This is a genomic window from Microbacterium alkaliflavum, from assembly GCF_044325405.1.
Classification (GTDB): domain Bacteria; phylum Actinomycetota; class Actinomycetes; order Actinomycetales; family Microbacteriaceae; genus Microbacterium; species Microbacterium alkaliflavum.
Genome location: NZ_JBIQWL010000002.1, coordinates 746,557 through 762,523, shown reverse-complemented (window position 1 = coordinate 762,523; position 15,967 = coordinate 746,557). Strand labels below are relative to the sequence as shown.

The 15,967-nt window shown below is 70.1% G+C and carries 17 protein-coding genes; 10 read left to right on the top strand and 7 right to left on the bottom strand.

The features are described from left to right. The first annotated feature begins 1 nt into the window (after window position 1). The 4 genes from ACH3VR_RS08535 to ACH3VR_RS08520 all read left to right on the top strand — a co-directional run bounded on the left by ACH3VR_RS08535 (window position 2) and on the right by ACH3VR_RS08520 (window position 3,342). Window positions 2-409: a DUF6113 family protein gene (locus ACH3VR_RS08535; RefSeq protein WP_396640325.1), complete on the top strand. Its 408-nt coding sequence runs from the start codon at window positions 2-4 to the stop codon at window positions 407-409. A gap of 4 nt (window positions 410-413) precedes the next feature. Beyond that, a complete protein-coding gene (gene fdxA, locus ACH3VR_RS08530; RefSeq protein ID WP_396640324.1) occupies window positions 414-734 on the top strand; it encodes a ferredoxin in 321 nt (106 codons plus the stop codon). A 2-nt stretch (window positions 735-736) separates the two neighbouring features. Beyond that, window positions 737-1,843 (top strand): succinyldiaminopimelate transaminase, encoded by a 1,107-nt coding sequence (gene dapC, locus ACH3VR_RS08525; RefSeq protein WP_396640323.1) that lies wholly within the window; start codon window positions 737-739, stop codon window positions 1,841-1,843. Between the two features lie 200 nt (window positions 1,844-2,043). Continuing rightward, window positions 2,044-3,342, top strand: a complete 1,299-nt coding sequence (locus tag ACH3VR_RS08520) for a citrate synthase (protein ID WP_396640322.1) — start codon at window positions 2,044-2,046, stop codon at window positions 3,340-3,342. A 14-nt stretch (window positions 3,343-3,356) separates the two neighbouring features. Here ACH3VR_RS08520 and ppk2 read toward each other — a convergent pair whose 3' ends face one another. Beyond that, entirely contained in the window at window positions 3,357-4,172 is an 816-nt protein-coding gene (gene ppk2, locus ACH3VR_RS08515; protein ID WP_396640321.1) for a polyphosphate kinase 2, read from the bottom strand. Window positions 4,173-4,321: 149 nt separating this feature from the next. Between ppk2 and ACH3VR_RS08510 the strand changes: the two genes are divergently transcribed. Beyond that, the gene (locus ACH3VR_RS08510; protein ID WP_396640320.1) at window positions 4,322-5,932 is read left to right on the top strand and encodes an L-lactate permease; all 1,611 of its coding nucleotides are present in this window, start codon (window positions 4,322-4,324) and stop codon (window positions 5,930-5,932) included. Between the two features lie 92 nt (window positions 5,933-6,024). Here ACH3VR_RS08510 and ACH3VR_RS08505 read toward each other — a convergent pair whose 3' ends face one another. Further along, window positions 6,025-7,452, bottom strand: coding sequence for an MFS transporter (locus ACH3VR_RS08505; protein WP_396640319.1), 1,428 nt, complete (start codon window positions 7,450-7,452; stop codon window positions 6,025-6,027). 136 nt (window positions 7,453-7,588) lie between these two features. On the opposite strand from ACH3VR_RS08505, the gene ACH3VR_RS08500 reads away from it, so the two are divergent. Continuing rightward, a complete protein-coding gene (locus tag ACH3VR_RS08500; protein ID WP_396640318.1) occupies window positions 7,589-8,158 on the top strand; it encodes a TetR/AcrR family transcriptional regulator in 570 nt (189 codons plus the stop codon). Between the two features lie 51 nt (window positions 8,159-8,209). On the opposite strand, the gene dapD is transcribed toward ACH3VR_RS08500, so the two are convergent. Beyond that, window positions 8,210-9,166 carry a 2,3,4,5-tetrahydropyridine-2,6-dicarboxylate N-succinyltransferase gene (dapD, locus tag ACH3VR_RS08495; RefSeq protein ID WP_396640317.1) on the bottom strand — a complete coding sequence of 319 codons (957 nt, stop codon included), beginning with the start codon at window positions 9,164-9,166 and terminating at the stop codon, window positions 8,210-8,212. A gap of 66 nt (window positions 9,167-9,232) precedes the next feature. Between dapD and dapE the strand changes: the two genes are divergently transcribed. The 3 genes from dapE (at window position 9,233) to ACH3VR_RS08480 (ending at window position 11,788) form a co-directional block, all read left to right on the top strand. Beyond that, window positions 9,233-10,309, top strand: coding sequence for a succinyl-diaminopimelate desuccinylase (gene dapE, locus ACH3VR_RS08490; protein ID WP_396640316.1), 1,077 nt, complete (start codon window positions 9,233-9,235; stop codon window positions 10,307-10,309). Continuing rightward, window positions 10,291-11,529 carry a hypothetical protein gene (locus ACH3VR_RS08485; RefSeq protein ID WP_396640315.1) on the top strand — a complete coding sequence of 413 codons (1,239 nt, stop codon included), beginning with the start codon at window positions 10,291-10,293 and terminating at the stop codon, window positions 11,527-11,529. The genes dapE and ACH3VR_RS08485 overlap by 19 nt, the downstream gene beginning before the upstream one ends. Before the next feature lie 85 nt (window positions 11,530-11,614). Next, window positions 11,615-11,788: a DUF3117 domain-containing protein gene (locus tag ACH3VR_RS08480; protein WP_396640314.1), complete on the top strand. Its 174-nt coding sequence runs from the start codon at window positions 11,615-11,617 to the stop codon at window positions 11,786-11,788. A gap of 76 nt (window positions 11,789-11,864) precedes the next feature. On the opposite strand, the gene ACH3VR_RS08475 is transcribed toward ACH3VR_RS08480, so the two are convergent. After that, window positions 11,865-12,500, bottom strand: a complete 636-nt coding sequence (locus tag ACH3VR_RS08475; RefSeq protein WP_396640313.1) for an O-methyltransferase — start codon at window positions 12,498-12,500, stop codon at window positions 11,865-11,867. A gap of 72 nt (window positions 12,501-12,572) precedes the next feature. Between ACH3VR_RS08475 and ACH3VR_RS08470 the strand changes: the two genes are divergently transcribed. Next, window positions 12,573-12,965: a Sec-independent protein translocase family protein gene (locus tag ACH3VR_RS08470; protein WP_396640312.1), complete on the top strand. Its 393-nt coding sequence runs from the start codon at window positions 12,573-12,575 to the stop codon at window positions 12,963-12,965. Between the two features lie 24 nt (window positions 12,966-12,989). On the opposite strand, the gene ACH3VR_RS08465 is transcribed toward ACH3VR_RS08470, so the two are convergent. The 3 genes from ACH3VR_RS08465 to ACH3VR_RS08455 are packed head-to-tail and all read right to left on the bottom strand — an operon-like array spanning window position 12,990 to window position 15,960. Beyond that, on the bottom strand, window positions 12,990-14,132 hold the full coding sequence (locus ACH3VR_RS08465; protein WP_396640311.1) for an Mrp/NBP35 family ATP-binding protein: 1,143 nt from the start codon (window positions 14,130-14,132) through the stop codon (window positions 12,990-12,992). Further along, window positions 14,129-14,668, bottom strand: coding sequence for a DUF1003 domain-containing protein (locus ACH3VR_RS08460; protein ID WP_396640310.1), 540 nt, complete (start codon window positions 14,666-14,668; stop codon window positions 14,129-14,131). The genes ACH3VR_RS08465 and ACH3VR_RS08460 overlap by 4 nt, the downstream gene beginning before the upstream one ends. Next, window positions 14,668-15,960, bottom strand: a complete 1,293-nt coding sequence (locus ACH3VR_RS08455; RefSeq protein ID WP_396640309.1) for a magnesium transporter MgtE N-terminal domain-containing protein — start codon at window positions 15,958-15,960, stop codon at window positions 14,668-14,670. The genes ACH3VR_RS08460 and ACH3VR_RS08455 overlap by 1 nt, the downstream gene beginning before the upstream one ends. Window positions 15,961-15,967: the final 7 nt, after the last annotated feature.

Here is a 15,967-nt window from a genome sequence, read left to right as displayed (position 1 = left end):
GATGCGCTCCTCCCTCCTCGCCCGCATCGTGACCTGGATCGTCGCGTTCCTGGTCGGCGGCGTGTACGGACTGGCGGGGACCATCGCGCAGACCTACATGTTCGGCTGGTTCCCGCTCGGGCTCACGCTGGCCCTGGTCGGCAGCGCCGCGCTGCTCGTCGCCGTGCGCCTGCTGACCGGCGACCGGTGGGCGGCTCTGGCCACGGGCCTCGGCATGATGATCGCGACGCTCGTCTTCTCGGGCACCGGGCCCGGCGGGTCGGTCATCGTGGCGCAGACGCCTGCAGGCCAGTTCAACCCGGGAATCGTGTGGACGATCGCGGTCCCGCTGCTCGTCGCGATCGTCGTCGCGTGGCCCGACTTGTCGCGCGTACGGCGGAATGAGCCCTCGAAGGTCGAACTAGACTGAATCCGTGACGTATGTGATCGCCCTTCCCTGCGTGGACGTCAAGGACCGCGCGTGCATCGACGAGTGCCCGGTCGACTGCATCTACGAGGGTGAACGCAGCCTCTACATCCACCCCGACGAGTGCGTGGACTGCGGTGCCTGCGAGCCGGTGTGCCCCGTCGAGGCGATCTACTACGAGGACGACCTGCCCGACGAGTGGCAGGACTACTACAAGGCCAACGTCGAGTTCTTCGACGACGTCGGCTCGCCCGGCGGCGCCGCGAAGGTCGGCGTGATCCACAAGGACCACCCGATCATCGCCGAGCTCCCGCCCCAGGCCGACTGATCGTGGGAGTCGCCGACCTCGCCGACTACCCGTGGGATGCCGTCGCGCCGTATGCGGCGAAGGCGCGGTCCCACCCCGACGGGATCGTCGACCTCTCCATCGGCTCGCCCGTGGACCCCACGCCGAGGGTCGTCGCGGACGCCCTCGCGGCGGCGACCGACGCGCACGCGTATCCCCAGACGGTCGGCACGCCGGCGCTGCGGGAAGCGGTCGTCGACTGGTTCGCGCGCCGGCGCGGCGTGCCGCGACTCACTCCCGAGAGTGTCCTGCCGTCGATCGGCTCGAAAGAGCTCGTGGCGCTCCTGCCGCTCCTGCTGGGCCTCGGTCCCGGCGATGTCGTCGTGCACCCGCGCGCCGCGTATCCGACCTACGAAGTCGGCGCGCGCCTGGTCGGTGCGACGCCCGTCGCGTCGGACGAGCCACGGGAGTGGCCCGAGGGCACGCGTCTGGTCTGGATCAATTCGCCCGGCAACCCCGATGGTCGGGTCTGGGCTGCCGCATCCCTCCGTGTCGCCGTCCTGCGCGCCCGCGAGCTGGGGGCCGTCCTCGCGAGCGACGAGTGCTATGCCGAGCTCGGCTGGGACGCGCCGTGGGATGCGGAGCCGATCCCGTCGGCGCTCGATCCGCGCGTCACGGGCGGCGACCTCACGGGTGTCGTCGCGGCGTACTCGCTCAGCAAGCAGTCCAACCTCGCGGGCTACCGCGCGGCGTTCCTCGCGGGAGACCCCGCGCTGCTCGAGCGACTGCTGACGGCCCGCAAGCACCTCGGTCTGATGCTGCCGCAGCCCGTTCAGGCCGCGATGGTCGCGGCACTGCACGACGACGAGCACGTCGCCGCGCAGAAGGAGCTGTACCGCGCGCGACGTGCTCTGCTCAAGCCCGCCGTCGAGGCCGCGGGATTCCGCATCGACCGCAGCGAAGCGGGCCTCTACCTCTGGGCGACGGAGGGACGCGATGCGTGGGAGAGTCTCGATCGGCTCGCCGGCGCAGGGATCCTGGCCGGTCCCGGCCACTTCTACGGCCCGCACTTCCCGCAGCATGTGCGCTTCTCGCTCACCGCGACCGACGAGCGCATCGCGGCCGCGGCCGCACGACTTTCCGCACTCTGACGCATAGACACGAAGCATCCGTAGCATTCCTCCATTGGATGCCGTGAGCCTTTGGCTGTGTCAGCAGTAGGCCTCGGGGCCCACTAGGCTGTAACGGCGCGAGGCGGCACCTGCCGATGCGCACGAAGGCTCGAAATCGGCTTCACCGGCCCGCGAGCCGACGCACCCCCCGGATCCAACCGCAACCGCGAGGAGGCGCCGTGACCGACGCGAGCACACAGCAGGAGAAGGCGAAACTCATCATCGGCGATCGCGCCGCCGAACTCCCGCTACTGCAGGGCACCGACGGTGTACCGGCGATCGACATCTCGACGCTCAGCCGTCAGACCGGTCACACGACGCTCGACTACGGGTTCGTCAACACCTCCGCGACGAAGTCGGCGATCACGTTCATCGACGGCGACCAGGGCATCCTGCGGTACCGCGGCTACCCGATCGAGCAGCTCGCCGAGAACAGCACGTACCTCGAGGTCGCGTGGCTGCTCATCTACGGCGAGCTCCCCACCGAGACGGAGCTCGCGGAGTTCGACGAGCGCATCCGCCACCACACGCTGCTGCACGAAGACCTCAAGCGCTTCTTCTCGTCGCTGCCTTATACGGCGCACCCCATGTCGGTGCTGTCGTCGGCCACCGCGGCCCTGTCGACCTACTACGAGGACTCGTTCGACCCGAGCAACCCCGAGCACGTCGAGCTCAACACGATCCGCCTGCTCGCCAAGCTCCCGGTCATCGCTGCGTACGCGCACAAGAAGAGCGTCGGCCAGGCGTTCCTCTACCCCGACAACTCGCTGAGCTTCGTCGACAACTTCCTCAAGCTCAACTTCGGCGTGCTGAGCGAGCTGTACGAGATCAACCCCGTCATGTCGCGCGCGCTCGAGCGCCTGCTGATCCTCCACGAGGACCACGAGCAGAACGCCTCGACCTCGACGGTGCGCCTCGTCGGCTCGACGGGCGCGAACCAGTTCTCCTCGATCTCGGCGGGCATCAACGCCCTCTACGGTCCGCTGCACGGCGGTGCCAACGAGGCCGTGCTGAACATGCTCGCGCAGATCCGCGAGTCGGGCGAGAGCGTGCAGCGCTTCGTCGAGCGCGTCAAGAACAAGGAAGACGGCGTCAAGCTGATGGGCTTCGGCCACCGGGTCTACAAGAACTACGACCCGCGCGCGAAGCTGGTGAAGGAGTCCGCCGACGAGGTCCTGCGCGAGCTCGGCGTGCACGACCCGCTGCTCGACCTGGCGAAGGAGCTCGAGGAGATCGCCCTCGAGGACGACTACTTCCAGGAGCGCCGCCTCTACCCGAACGTCGACTTCTACACCGGCGTCATCTACAAGGCGATGGGCTTCCCGACGCGCATGTTCACCGTGCTGTTCGCCATCGGCCGTCTGCCCGGCTGGCTCGCGCACTGGCGCGAGATGCAGTCCGACCCGCAGACGAAGATCGGCCGCCCCCAGCAGCTGTACGTGGGTGCGCCCGAGCGCAACTATCCCGGCATCGGCTGAGCCGGACGCGAGCGTCAGCTCCGCTCGTCGTGGTCGCCCAGGCGCTCCGCGGCGTAGTCGGGCACGTAGTTCGCGAGGTTGCGCGGCGGCCGCTCGTAGCCCTTGGGACCGGGCCGGTCGGGGATCTCGACCTCGGCGCGCTCGACCATCTCGTACGGGATGCGCGACAGCAGGTGCGACATCATGTTGAGCCGACTGCGGCGCTTGTCGATCGACGGCACCTCGAACCACGGTGCCTCGGGGATGTCGGTGTGCACGAACATCGTGTCCTTCGCGCGGGAGTAGTCCTCCCAGCGCGTGATCGACAGGACGTCGTTGGGGCTCAGCTTCCAGCGCCGCATCGGGTCCTCTCCGCGTGAGCGGAAGCGTCGTTCCTGCTCCTCGGGGGAGACGCTGAACCAGTACTTCAGCAGCAGCACGCCATCCTCGACGAGCAGTCGCTCGAAGATCGGCGCCTGATGCAGGAACCGGTGGTACTCGACGTTGGTGCAGTAGCCCATCACGTGCTCGACTCCCGCGCGGTTGTACCACGACCGGTCCATCAGCACGATCTCGCCGGCCGCGGGAAGATGGGCGATGTAGCGCTGGAAGTACCACTGCGTGCGTTCGCGCTCCGTCGGGGCAGGGAGGGCCACGACGCGGGTGACGCGCGGGTTCAGGAACTCCGAGACGCGCTTGATCGCGGAGCCCTTGCCCGCGGCATCCCGGCCCTCGAAGATGACGACGACCCGCGCCCCCGTCGCCTGCACCCAGGCCTGCATGTCGACGAGCCGGGCCTGGAGTCGCCGCAGCTCCGTCTCGTAGAACCGCTTGGGCAGCGTCGCGCTCATGGAACCTCCCTGTTCGAGCACGAGCATAGGGGCCGCGAGCATCGCGGCACGAGCACACGGCGGTGCGCGCTTCTGTCGGCCGACCGCCGCAATCGCTATCGTGAGCGCTGGCGACGATGCCGCCGCCACTCGGGACGGACGGAGCTCGCATGTGGACCCAGCCGGCAGATCCGCTCGGCATCCTCTGGCTGTCGGCGCTTGTCGCAGTCGTGCCGATCGCGCTCTTCCTCATCCTGCTCGTCGTCTTCAAGATGCAGGGCATCGTGGCTGCAGCCATCGCGGTCGTGGCGGAGGTCGTCGTCGCCCTGTGGGCGTTCGGGATGCCTGCCGCGAGCGTCGCGGGCGCCGGCCTGTACGGCTTCCTCAATGCGCTCTGGCCGATCGCCTACATCATCGTGATGGCGGTGTGGCTCTATCGCCTCGCGGTCGCGAGCGGCCACTTCGACGTGGTCCAGGCGTCGATCAGCGGGATATCGTCCGACCAGCGCATCCAGGTGTTGCTCATCGCGTTCGCCTTCGGCGCGTTCCTCGAGGGCGCTGCCGGATTCGGCGTGCCGATCGCCATCTGCGCCGCGCTGCTCGTGCAGCTCGGGTTCCGGCCCGTCAAGGCCGCCATGATCTGTCTCGTCGCCAACGTCGCAGCCGGCGCCTACGGTGCCATCGGCATCCCCGTCATCGTCGGTGCCAATGTCGGCGGAGTCGACGTCATGGATCTCTCGCGCGCCCTCGTCCTGCTGCTTCAGCCGCTCACGTTCTTCGTGCCGTTCCTGCTCGTGATCATCCTGGACGGCTGGCGCGGCCTGCGGGAGACCTGGCTCGCGGCCCTCGTCGCGAGCGTCGCGCTCAGCGGTGTGCAGGGCGGTCTGCTCTGGCTGCTGGGCCCCGAACTCGCAGACCTCGGCGCCGGCCTCGCCGCGATGGCGGCGATCGTCCTGCTCGGCCGGTTCTGGAAGCCGCGTCGCATCTTCCGGGAGGGCGGTGGTGAGGCGCCCGAGGTCACCCGCTACCCGCTGCGTGAGGTGGCCGTCGCCTGGAGCCCCTTCTACATCCTCACGGCGTTCATCCTGGTGTGGAGCATCCCCGCCTTCAAAGACCTCTTCGCCGAGGGCGGCCCGCTGGCATGGGCCGTCTTCAAGATCCCCATTCCCGGACTCACGGGTGTCGTCGAGACGGCCGAGGGCGCCGTCGTGACGCAGACGTGGGACTTCACGCCGCTCAACGCCACGGGCACCGCGATCTTCCTCGCCGTCATCGTCTCGTTCTTCTCGATGCCCAGACTCAAAGCATCCGATCTGTGGCACGAGCTGGCCGAGACGATCAAGGCCCTGTGGCAGGCGATCGTCCTCATCGTCCTGATCCTGATGCTCGCGAACATCGCCAACTACTCCGGCGGATCTGCGACGATCGGGGCCGCGCTCGCGGCCATCGGCCCGCTGTTCCCGCTGGTCGCGCCCATCATCGGCTGGTTCGGTGTCTTCATCACTGGGTCGGTCGTCAACAACAACACGCTGTTCGCGCAGCTGCAGGTCACGACGGCGAAGCACATCGGCGTCTCGCCGACGCTGCTCATCGCGGCCAACACGGCCGGCGGCGCGACCGGCAAAGTGATCTCGCCGCAGTCCATCGCGATCGCTGCGGGCGCCGTGGGGCTGTCGGGCCGCGAGTCGGAGATCCTGCGCGCCGCGATCGGCTACAGCATCGGGATGCTGGCCGTCATCTGCATCTGGACGTTCACGCTCGCCCAGCTCCTGCCGGGCTGAGCGAGCGCGAACACAGCGGTGCGGTCCAGCATTCGCAGGTCCGGAGCATCCGGAACCTGCGAATCCTGGACCGCACAGCGAGGGGAGGGTGCTCAAGCCTCCGCGGCTACCAGCTCCCGCTCGTCGATGCGGCGACCGGGCATGCCGACCTCGCTGCGCCGGCGGCGCATTGTAGCGAGGACGATGACCGCGGCTGCGAGGGCGAGTGCCGCCATGGTCAGCCACGCGATGTCGTAGCCGGACTCGAGCGGTGAGCCGGAGGCATCCAGCGTCCCGAACACGAGCGCACTCGTCAGGGCCGAGCCGAAGGCCGATCCGATCGTGCGGAGGTTGGCGTTCACGCCCGTCGCGACGCCGACGCGGTCGGCGCTCACGCTCTGCACGATGATGCTCGCGGCGGCGGCGTACGACGCTCCGATGCCGATGCCGAAGAGGCCGCCCGCGAGCGCGAGCTGCCACACCTCGGTGTGGAGGACGACGGCACTCATGACGGCGATGCCCATGACGGCCGCGCCGAGGGCGAGCTGCACGCGCAGGGGCAGGACGCGCGACAGCGCTCCCGTCGCGAAGCCCATCGCCGACATGCCGATCAGGAGCGGCAGCAGCACGAGGCCCGCCGCGCGGGCGTCGAGGCCGAGGCCCCAGCCGCTCGCCGACGCGGTCTCGACGAACTGCGGCAGGTAGCCCCAGAACCCGAACGCGGCGGCGCCCACGAGGAAGGCCGCGGCGTTCGTCGGCCAGATGGCGCGGTCGAGGAGCATGCGGATGTCGACGAGCGGCTCCTTGGCGCGAAGCTCCGCGACGACCCACGCCGCGAACAGCACGACCGCGATCGCGAGAAGCGACACCACAGCGGGGCTCGTCCAGCCCCAGCGCGCGCCGGAGGTGAGCGGGATGAGCAGCGCGACGAGCCAGCCCGAGAGCAGCACGGCCGACAGGACATTGAGCGAGCCTGTGGCCTTGGCGCTCGTGCGAGGGACCCACGCGACGGTCAGGAGGATGCCGACGACCGAGAGCACGAGAGGCACGAGGAACAGCCCGCGCCAGCCGACCGCCTCCGAGAGGGGACCAGCGAGCACGCTGCCCGCCGCGCCGCCGATGCCGATGATGGCGCTCATGGCGCCGATCGCACCGGTCACGCGCCGGGGCGGCACCGTGTCGCGGATGAGACCGAAGGCGAGCGGGAAGAGTGCGCCGCCGACACCCTGGAGCACACGGCCGACGAGCAGGATGCCGATGCTCGACGCGTTGAAGGCGACGATGTCGCCGATCACGATGACGACGAGCACCGCGAGGAACGTGGCACGCCTTCCGCGGAGGTCGCCGACGCGCCCGAGGACGGGTGTGGCGACGGCGGCGGCGATGAGCCACGCGGTCATCGTCCAGGACGCGGCGTCGGCGGTGATGCCGAGGTCGGACTGCATGAGGGGGATGACGGGGATGACGAGGTTCTGCAGCAGCGCGAGCGACGCGACGCTGAGAGCGAGAGCGAGGAACGCGCGTGTCGAGGGTGAGCGCACGAGGTGTCCTTCCCAGAGGATGTGATCCGACGAGTGTCGGGGTAGAATTGGAGGGTGGCTCCGATCGGAGGAAGCCTCCGCTTTAGAGATTAGCGGAGGATGCCTCCGGTTAGCAACCCTGTGGGAAAGGAATTCGATGGCCGTCTCGGAACGCGTCCGACCCCTCGACTCCCGGCGTCCTCGCCGTGCGGACGCGGCGCGCAACTTCGACGCGCTCGTCGAAGCGGGACGGGAGGTCTTCGCCGAACAAGGGTCGGCGGCGTCGCTCGAAGACATCGCCCGCCGCGCCGGGGTGGGCATCGGGACGCTCTACCGCAACTTCCCGACGCGAGACGATCTCATCGAGACGCTCTACGTCAGCGAGGTCGAGGCGCTGGCCGATGCGGCCGACGACGTGTCGTCGCTCGAGCCGTGGACGGCGTTCGCCGCTTGGCTCGAGCGGTTCGTGCAGTACATCGGCACGAAGCACGCGCTTCTCGCGAGCCTCAATCGCGAGTCCTCGGTCCTCGGAGAATGCCGCGCGATCATGTTCGAGGCGGGGGAGCCGCTCCTGGTTCGCGCACAGGAGGCCGGCGAGGTCGACCCCGACATCACGATCAGCGACGTCGTGCGCCTCGTGTCGGGCGTCGCGGCGGTGTCATCCTACGAAGACGAGGCGCAGCGCAAGCGCGTTCTCGCGCTCGCGATCCGAGGCATCCGGGTCTGAATCAGACGGGCGCCGCGTGCCCTCCGGCGGCCGGCGCCTCGCCGATCGAGCTCAGGCGTGCAGCGCCTCGTTGAGCGTGACCCCGACGCCGGCGCGCCGCACGGCCTCGATCGCACCCGACAGCGAGTTGCGCCGGAAGAGCAGTCCGTCCCTGCCGGAGAGGTCGGCGCCCTTCACGACGGGCCGCGAGCCGTCGGCGCGCGGCGCCTCGTCGGCGAGCACGATCTTCGAGCCCGCCGTGACGTAGAGGCCCGCCTCCACGACGCAGTCGTCGCCGAGCGAGATGCCGATGCCCGCGTTCGCGCCGAGCAGCGTGCGGGCGCCGATCGACACGCGGTGCGCCCCGCCGCCGGACAGCGTGCCCATGATCGACGATCCGCCGCCGATGTCGCTGCCGTCGCCCACGACGACTCCCTGCGAGATGCGCCCCTCGACCATGGAGGTGCCGAGCGTGCCCGCGTTGAAGTTGACGAAGCCCTCGTGCATGACGGTCGTGCCGGGGGACAGGTAGGCGCCCAGACGCACGCGCGAGGCATCCGCGATCCGCACACCGGGCGGGGTGACGTAGTCGAGCAGGCGCGGGAACTTGTCCAGGCCCTGCACCTGGATGCCGTCGCGCTGGAGGAAGGGGCGAAGGCGCGTCAGATCGTCGGGGTGCATAGGGCCGGCGGTGGTCCAGGCGACGTTCGGGAGGAACCCGAAGATCCCCGTGAGGTCGATCTCATTGGGTTTGACGAGCCGGTGCGACAGGGCCTGCAGGCGCAGGTACGCGTCGGAGGTCGAGGCCGGCGGCACATCCAGGTCGATCTCGACGGTCACGACCTCGACCGTCACGCCGCGGCGCACGTCGGGCACGGCGAGGTGCTCGAGGTCTTCCGGCGGCATCGCGGGATCGAGCCCCAGCGGGATGCGTCCGACCGCGGGCTCGGGGAACCACGTGTCGAGAATCGTGCCGTCGGCCGCCGCCGTCGCGAGGCCCATGCCCCACACCCACCGCTCGTCGCTCATGTGATCAACGGTAGCGCGCGACGCGACGCCGTCCGGACCGCCGAGAGCGCTCAGTAGACTCGGAGGATGCCGGCGCTCGATCTGTCCGCGACTTCCGTCGATCTCACCAGGGCGATCTGCGACATCCCCAGCGTCTCCGGAGACGAGGGCGTCCTCGCCGATGCGATCCAGGACGCGATCGGGCGTCTCGCGCATCTGGACGTGTATCGGGACGGCGACACGATCGTCGCACGCACCGACCTGGGGCGGGCGCAGCGCATCGTCATCGCGGGGCACATCGACACCGTGCCGATCAACGGCAACATGCCGACGCGCGACCTCGAGCTCGACGGCCGCGCGCACCTGTGGGGTCGCGGCACCGTCGACATGAAGGCGGGCGTCGCGGTGCAGCTCAAGCTCGCGGCGGAGCTCGTCGATCCTCGGGTCGACATCACCTGGATGTGGTACGACCACGAAGAGGTCGAGGCCGAGCTGAACGGCCTCAACCGGCTGTCAGCATCGCGGCCCGACCTGTTCGCCGCGGACTTCGCGATCCTCGGCGAGCCGTCGAACGGCCAGGTCGAGGGCGGCTGCAACGGCAACCTCCGGGCGATCGTGCGCACGCACGGCGTCCGCGCGCACAGTGCTCGAGCGTGGGTCGGCGAGAACGCGATCCACAAGGCGGCTCCCGTGCTGGCGCGGCTCGCCGAGTACCGCCCGCGCGAAGTGGCGGTCGAGGGCCTCGTCTACCGCGAGGGGCTCAATGCCGTCCGCATCCGCGGCGGCGTCGCGGGCAACGTCGTGCCCGACCTGTGCGAGGTCGAGGTCAACTACCGCTTCGCGCCCAGCCGCTCCGTCGAGCGGGCGACGCAGCACGTGCGCGACGTGTTCGCGGGCTTCGAGGTCGAGGTCGTCGACCTCGCCGCCGGTGCGCGCCCGGGGCTGGACGCCCCGTTGGCGCAGGAGTTCGTCGCCGCGGTCGGCGCTGAGCCGCGGCCCAAGTACGGCTGGACCGACGTCGCGCGCTTCTCGGCGCTCGGCGTGCCCGCCGTGAACTACGGACCCGGCGACCCGCATCTCGCCCACCACGACGAAGAGCGCGTGCCCGTCGATCAGATCGTGGACGTCGAACGCGGGCTCCGCGCGTGGCTGACGAGCTCCTGACCCCGACCGTCCGCGAGACCCGGAGGCAGCGCCTCGCCGGGCTCCCCGTGGCGGTGCGAATCGGCATCCTGTACGTGGTCGCACGCCTGGTCACGACCGGGTTCTTCCTGCTCGCGGTCACGGTGACGCCGCTCGCCTCACGCTTCGGCACATCGCCCGGACTCGGCACGTACGCCGCGGGGTGGGATGCCTGGTGGTACTGGTACGTCTCGCTGTACGGCTACCCGGCACAGCTCCCGCTGACAGACTCCGGCCTCGTCGCCGAGAACTCGTGGGCCTTCATGCCCCTCTACGCATACCTCGCGGGTGCCGCCGGGTGGGTGCTGGGCAATTGGATCGCCGGTGCCGTGCTCGTGTCTCTCGTCGCGGGGTACCTCTCCTGCCTCGTGCTGTACGCGATCGTACGGATGCGCGGCGACGCATCGACGGCGACGTGGGCGATCGTCTTCTTCGCGGCGGGGCCGCTCGCCGCGATGTTCCAGGTCGGCTACGCGGAGTCGCTCTTCCTGCTCTGGCTGTTCCTCGCGCTGTGGCTCGTCATGCGACGCCGGTACGCGTGGCTGTACCTCCTCGTGCCGCTCATGGGGTTCACACGGCCCGGAGTGCTCGCCTTCGCGCTCTTCCTCGCCCTCCACGGCATCCATCGCTGGTTCACGCGACGCACCGAGCCGCTGCCGCGCCGTGACGTCGTTCATATCGTCGCCCTCGGAATCCTCTCCGTCGTCGTGGGCTTCTCGTGGCAGATCATCGCGACGATCGGCACCGGCGACCCGGGCGCCTACCTCTCGACGGAGCTGGCCTGGCGGCGCAACTGGATCCTCGACGCGACACCGCATTTCCTGCCGTTCGAGGGCTTCGTGCAGGGCGTGCAGTTCTGGGCGAGCCAGTCCGGAATCGGCGCAGCGACGGGCACCGTCATCCTCATCGTCGCGGTCGCGGCGATCGCGGCGCTCCTGCTGTTCGAACCGCACGTCAAGCGGCTCGGCGCCGACCTGCGCCTCTGGACCGCGAGCTACCTGCTCTACCTGCTCGCGGTCTTCTTCCCGCAGTCCAGCCTCTTCCGCCTGCTGCTGCCCGTCTCGCCGCTGTGGGGCGCCGCCGCGATGCCGCGGTCGCGCGTGTGGCGGATCGGGGTGCTCGTGGCGTGTCTGCTGATGCAGTGGTGGTGGATCTACAACATGTATGCCATCGCGGGAACGAGCATCTGGACGGTGCCGTGATCCGGCGCCTGGGGGTGGCGGATCATCCCATGTCCGCGCCTGAGGATAAACTTGATAGGCAGACCTACGACGAAAGGGAGCCGCAATGGCAGCCATGAAGCCGAGAACCGGAGACGGGCCGATGGAGGCGGTGAAGGAGGGGCGCCTCATCATCGTGCGGGTTCCGCTCGAGGGCGGGGGCCGCCTGGTCGTCTCGGTGAACGACGCGGAGGCGAAGGAGCTTTACGACGTGCTGGGCGAGGTCGTCACCGCCGCCTGATCCGTCGCGAAAAAGAGGAACGGCCGGTCTTCGGACCGGCCGTTCCTCTGTGCTCGGACGTCGCGCGCCGAGAGCTTCAGTCGCTCGGGATCGTCGTGAGCTGAAGGAGCCCCTCGCCCACGATCGAGAGCGCGCCGATGACGGCGGGAGACGACTGGGTCTCCTGGATGAGCGAACGATAGGCCGTCGTGACGGGATCGCGCTTGACAGGATCGGCGACGGCGCCGCCCGCGAGGACGCGCGGCACGAGCACGATGCCGCCCGCGCGCACGAGCCGCAGACCGTGCTCGACGTAGTCGATGACCTTCTCGGAGTCGGCGTCGACCAGCACGATGTCGTAGGACGCCTCGTTCATGCGCGGAAGGACATCCGATGCGCGGCCCGTGATGAACCGGGCACGCGCGGGAGGGATGCGGGCGTCGGCGAACGCCTGCCGGGCGGCTGCGAGGTGCTCGGGCTCGCTGTCGATCGTCGTGAGCGTCGCGCGCGGCGCACCGTGCAGGAGCCAGAGCCCCGACACGCCCGCGCCGGTGCCGATCTCGACGATGTTGAGCGCCTGCGAAGCCGCCGAGAGCAGTGCGCACTGTGCGCCGACCGCCGCGCTGACGGGCGCCGCGCCGAGTTCGAGGGCGTGCGCGCGAGCCCGTGCGATGTGATCGGGCTCCACCGCCGACTCGGCGGCGAACCGGTAGTTCGCGTCCTGCTCGCTCATGCGTGCACCTCCCCGGTCAGCCTATGTCCCGCGGCGGCGTCGGCCTCACAGGCACGGCGGTAACCTGAATGCATGTTCTTCGGGCTCACGATCGAGAAGCTGCTGGTGATCGGGGTCATCGCCGCGCTCCTCATCGGACCCGAGCGGCTCCCGCGCTACGCGGAGAGCCTCGCGCGGTTCACGACCCTCGCCCGCGACTACCTCCGCAGCGCGAAGACGCGCGTCAAAGAGGAGATGGGCGACGACTTCGACGCCGTCGACTGGCGCACCCTCGATCCCCGCCAGTACGACCCGCGTCGCATCATCCGCGAGGCGCTCCTCGACGACGCGCCCGTGCCGACGGTGCGTGCCGCCGCGGCGGGCGCCGCCGTCGCCGCGACCTCGACGTCGCCGTGGATCCCCGAGAGCGCGAACCGGACGTTCGTGCCGGGGGAGACGCCGCCCTTCGACTCCGAGGCGACCTGAAGCCCGGCAGCAAGACTCGAAACCCTACCGCGGACTGAACGGGAGCGAGCGGCCGGCGAGGCCGCGCGGCTGCGCCGCGAGGCGCGCCGCAAGCGCGGTGATCGCCTTGGCCGCGGCGTCATCGGGGTGCGCGACGACGACCGGGATGCCGGCATCCGCGTCCTCCCGCAAGGCGGGGCTCAGCGGGATCGACGCGAGCACCGGGACGTCGTCGCCCTCGCTCGACAGGGCTGTCGCGACCGCCGCGCCGCCGCCGGACCCGAACAGGTCGAGCGTCGTGCCGTCGGGGAGCACCATCGCGGCCATGTTCTCGACGACACCGGCGACGCGCTGGCCGGTCTGCCGCGCGACGAGGGCACTGCGGATCGCGACGTCGGAGGCGGCCGCCTGAGGCGTCGTGACGACGACGACTTCGGCGCGGGGGAGGAGCTGGCCGACCGAGATGGCGACGTCGCCCGTGCCGGGAGGCATGTCGAGCAGCAGCACGTCGAGGTCGCCGAAGAAGACGTCGGTGAGGAACTGCTGAACCGTCCGGTGGAGCATGGGCCCCCGCCAGGCGACGGCGGAGCGCTCCTCGCCCTCGCGCAGGAACATGCCGATCGAGACCGTCTTCACGTCGTGGGCGACAGGCGGCAGGATGAGGTCGTCGATGCGCGTCGGCTTCGCCGTACGCCCGTCGGCGTCGACGAGGCCCAGCAGCCCCGGGATCGAGAAGCCGTGCACGTCGGCGTCGATGAGGCCGACGCGCAGCCCGCGCGCCGCGAGCGCGACGGCGAGGTTGGCGGTGACCGTCGACTTGCCGACGCCGCCCTTGCCGCTCGTGACGGCGATGACGCGCGTGAGCGAGTCGGGTCCGAAGGGCATCGTCCTGGCCGCCCGGCCGCCGCGCAGGCGCTCCGTGAGCTCTTCGCGCTGCTCGCGCGACATGACGCCGACGTCGAGGTCGACCGCAGCGATGCCGGCGACGCCGGCGGCGGCATCCGTCACGTCCTTCGCGATGCGATCCGCTGCAGGGCAGCCGACGATCGTGAGCAGGATGCCGACGTGCGCGGTCCCACCCTCGACGCGGACCTCTTGCACCATTCCGAGGTCCTCGATCGGGCGGCGCAGCTCGGGGTCGACGACGGCTCCCACGGCGGTGCGCACCGCCTGGTCGATGGCGCTCATCGGGCCTCGGGCTCCACGGCGGCATCCTCTTGCGCCCACCGGGCGTCGAGATGCTCGACGATCGCCCTGAGCTCGGTGCGCAGCACATCGCGCGTGATGACGTCGTCCGCGAAGTCGGTGACGGCCATGCGCAGGGCGACCACTTCTCGCGCGAGGTACTCGGTGTCGGCGAGATTGCGCTCGGCGCGCTGCCGGTCCTGCTCGATCTGCACGCGGTCGCGGTCGTCCTGGCGGTTCTGCGCCAACAGGATGAGGGGCGCGGCATACGAGGCCTGCAGGGAGAGGATCAGGGTCAGCAGAGTGAAGTTCGTCGCGGCCGGGTCGAACTGCAGCTGGGGCGGCATGAAGATGTTCCACGACAGCCAGACGGCGACGAAGATCGTCATGCCGATCAGGAAGCCGGACGTCCCCATCGCGCGGGCGAAGGCCTCGGAGAAGCGACCGAACCGATCGCTCGAGGGCTGCGGCGCGCGCTGGAGCATGCCCGAGCGCCCGCGGGGCGCGTCGAGTGACGGTGTGCGGGAGGCCCGTGCCATCAGCGCCTCCTCGGGATGCTGGCGGTGTTCGTCGACACGGGTTCGGGGGCGATGTCGTCGCCGTCGTTGGAGCGCCAATCCTCGGGCAGCAGGTAGTCGAGCACGTCGTCGACGCTGACGGCGCCGACGAGCCGGTGCGCCTGATCGACGATCGGCACCGAGACGAGGTTGTAGCTCGCGAGGAGGCGCGCGACCTCGGCCGCCGACGAGGTGGCCGGCAGCGGATCGAGCGTGTCGTCGATGATCGCGCCGAGCCGCTCGTGCGGCGGGTAGCGCAGCATCCGCTGGAAGTGCACGGTGCCCAGGAAACGGCCGGTCGGCGTCTCGTAGGGCGGGAGCGTCACGAAGACGGCGGCCGCGAGCGCGGGGTGCAGCTCGTGCCGGCGGATGAGCGCGAGCGCCTCGGCGACCGTGGCGTCGGCCGAGAGCACGATGGGCTCCGGGGTCATGAGACCGCCCGCCGTGTCGGGCCCGTATTTGAGCAGGGCGCGGACGTCTTCGGCCTCTTCGGGCTCCATGAGGTCGAGGAGCTCCTCGAGGCGGTCCTCGGGCAGCTGCGCGAGCACGTCGGCGGCGTCGTCGGGCTCCATGGCATCGAGGATGTCGGCGGCGCGCTCGTCGCCGAGGGCCTCGAGGATGTGCACCTGGTCCTCTTCGGGCATCTCCTCGAGCGCGTCGGCGAGGCGGTCGTCGGGGAGCTCCTCGGCGACTTCGATGAGGCGCTCCTCCGGCAGGTCGAGCAGCGTGTTGGCGAGATCGGCGGGCTTGAGCTCGGAGTAGGTGGCGACGAGCTGCTCCGCGGACTGCGCCTCACCGGGCACCTGCGTCTCGCGCACCTGCGACCACTCGGCGAACGTCGTGGGTCCCTTGGCGAAGGGCGACGCGCTCGTCTTGGGGCGGCGGAGGAAGAGCTGGCCGACATCCCACTCGCCGAGACGGTTGCGCTCGATCGCGACGTCTTCGATCACGGCGACGCCGGAGCCGTCGGTGAGGTAGACCTTGCGGCCGAGGAGCTCGGCCATGACACGCACCTCGCCGCCGCGCTGCTGGAAGCGCCGGACGTTGATGAGCCCCGTCGTGATGACCTGACCCATCGCGATCGACGTGACACGGCCGATCGACACGAAGACGTGTCGTCGGCCGGGGATCTCGACGATGAGGCCGATCACGCGAGGGGGATCGTCCTTGCGGTAGATCACGACGACGTCCCGCACCTTGCCGAGACGGTCGCCGGCGGGGTCGAAGACCGCGCACCCGGAAAGGCGCGCGACGAATACCCTCTGCTGGCTCACGCGTTCC

Excerpts from the sequence above, each read along its gene's own strand:
- ppk2 (WP_396640321.1), bottom strand. The coding sequence starts at position 4,172 with ATGAGCGCGACGCTGCCCAAGCGGTTCTACGAGACGGAGCTGCGGCGA.
- ACH3VR_RS08460 (WP_396640310.1), bottom strand. The coding sequence starts at position 14,668 with ATGGCACGGGCCTCCCGCACACCGTCACTCGACGCGCCCCGCGGGCGC.
- ACH3VR_RS08475 (WP_396640313.1), bottom strand. The coding sequence starts at position 12,500 with ATGAGCGAGCAGGACGCGAACTACCGGTTCGCCGCCGAGTCGGCGGTG.
- dapD (WP_396640317.1), bottom strand. The coding sequence starts at position 9,166 with ATGAGCGACGAGCGGTGGGTGTGGGGCATGGGCCTCGCGACGGCGGCG.
- ACH3VR_RS08510 (WP_396640320.1), top strand. The coding sequence starts at position 4,322 with ATGTGGACCCAGCCGGCAGATCCGCTCGGCATCCTCTGGCTGTCGGCG.
- dapE (WP_396640316.1), top strand. The coding sequence starts at position 9,233 with ATGCCGGCGCTCGATCTGTCCGCGACTTCCGTCGATCTCACCAGGGCG.
- ACH3VR_RS08465 (WP_396640311.1), bottom strand. The coding sequence starts at position 14,132 with ATGAGCGCCATCGACCAGGCGGTGCGCACCGCCGTGGGAGCCGTCGTC.
- ACH3VR_RS08470 (WP_396640312.1), top strand. The coding sequence starts at position 12,573 with ATGTTCTTCGGGCTCACGATCGAGAAGCTGCTGGTGATCGGGGTCATC.
- ACH3VR_RS08535 (WP_396640325.1), top strand. The coding sequence starts at position 2 with ATGCGCTCCTCCCTCCTCGCCCGCATCGTGACCTGGATCGTCGCGTTC.
- ACH3VR_RS08500 (WP_396640318.1), top strand. The coding sequence starts at position 7,589 with ATGGCCGTCTCGGAACGCGTCCGACCCCTCGACTCCCGGCGTCCTCGC.
- ACH3VR_RS08480 (WP_396640314.1), top strand. The coding sequence starts at position 11,615 with ATGGCAGCCATGAAGCCGAGAACCGGAGACGGGCCGATGGAGGCGGTG.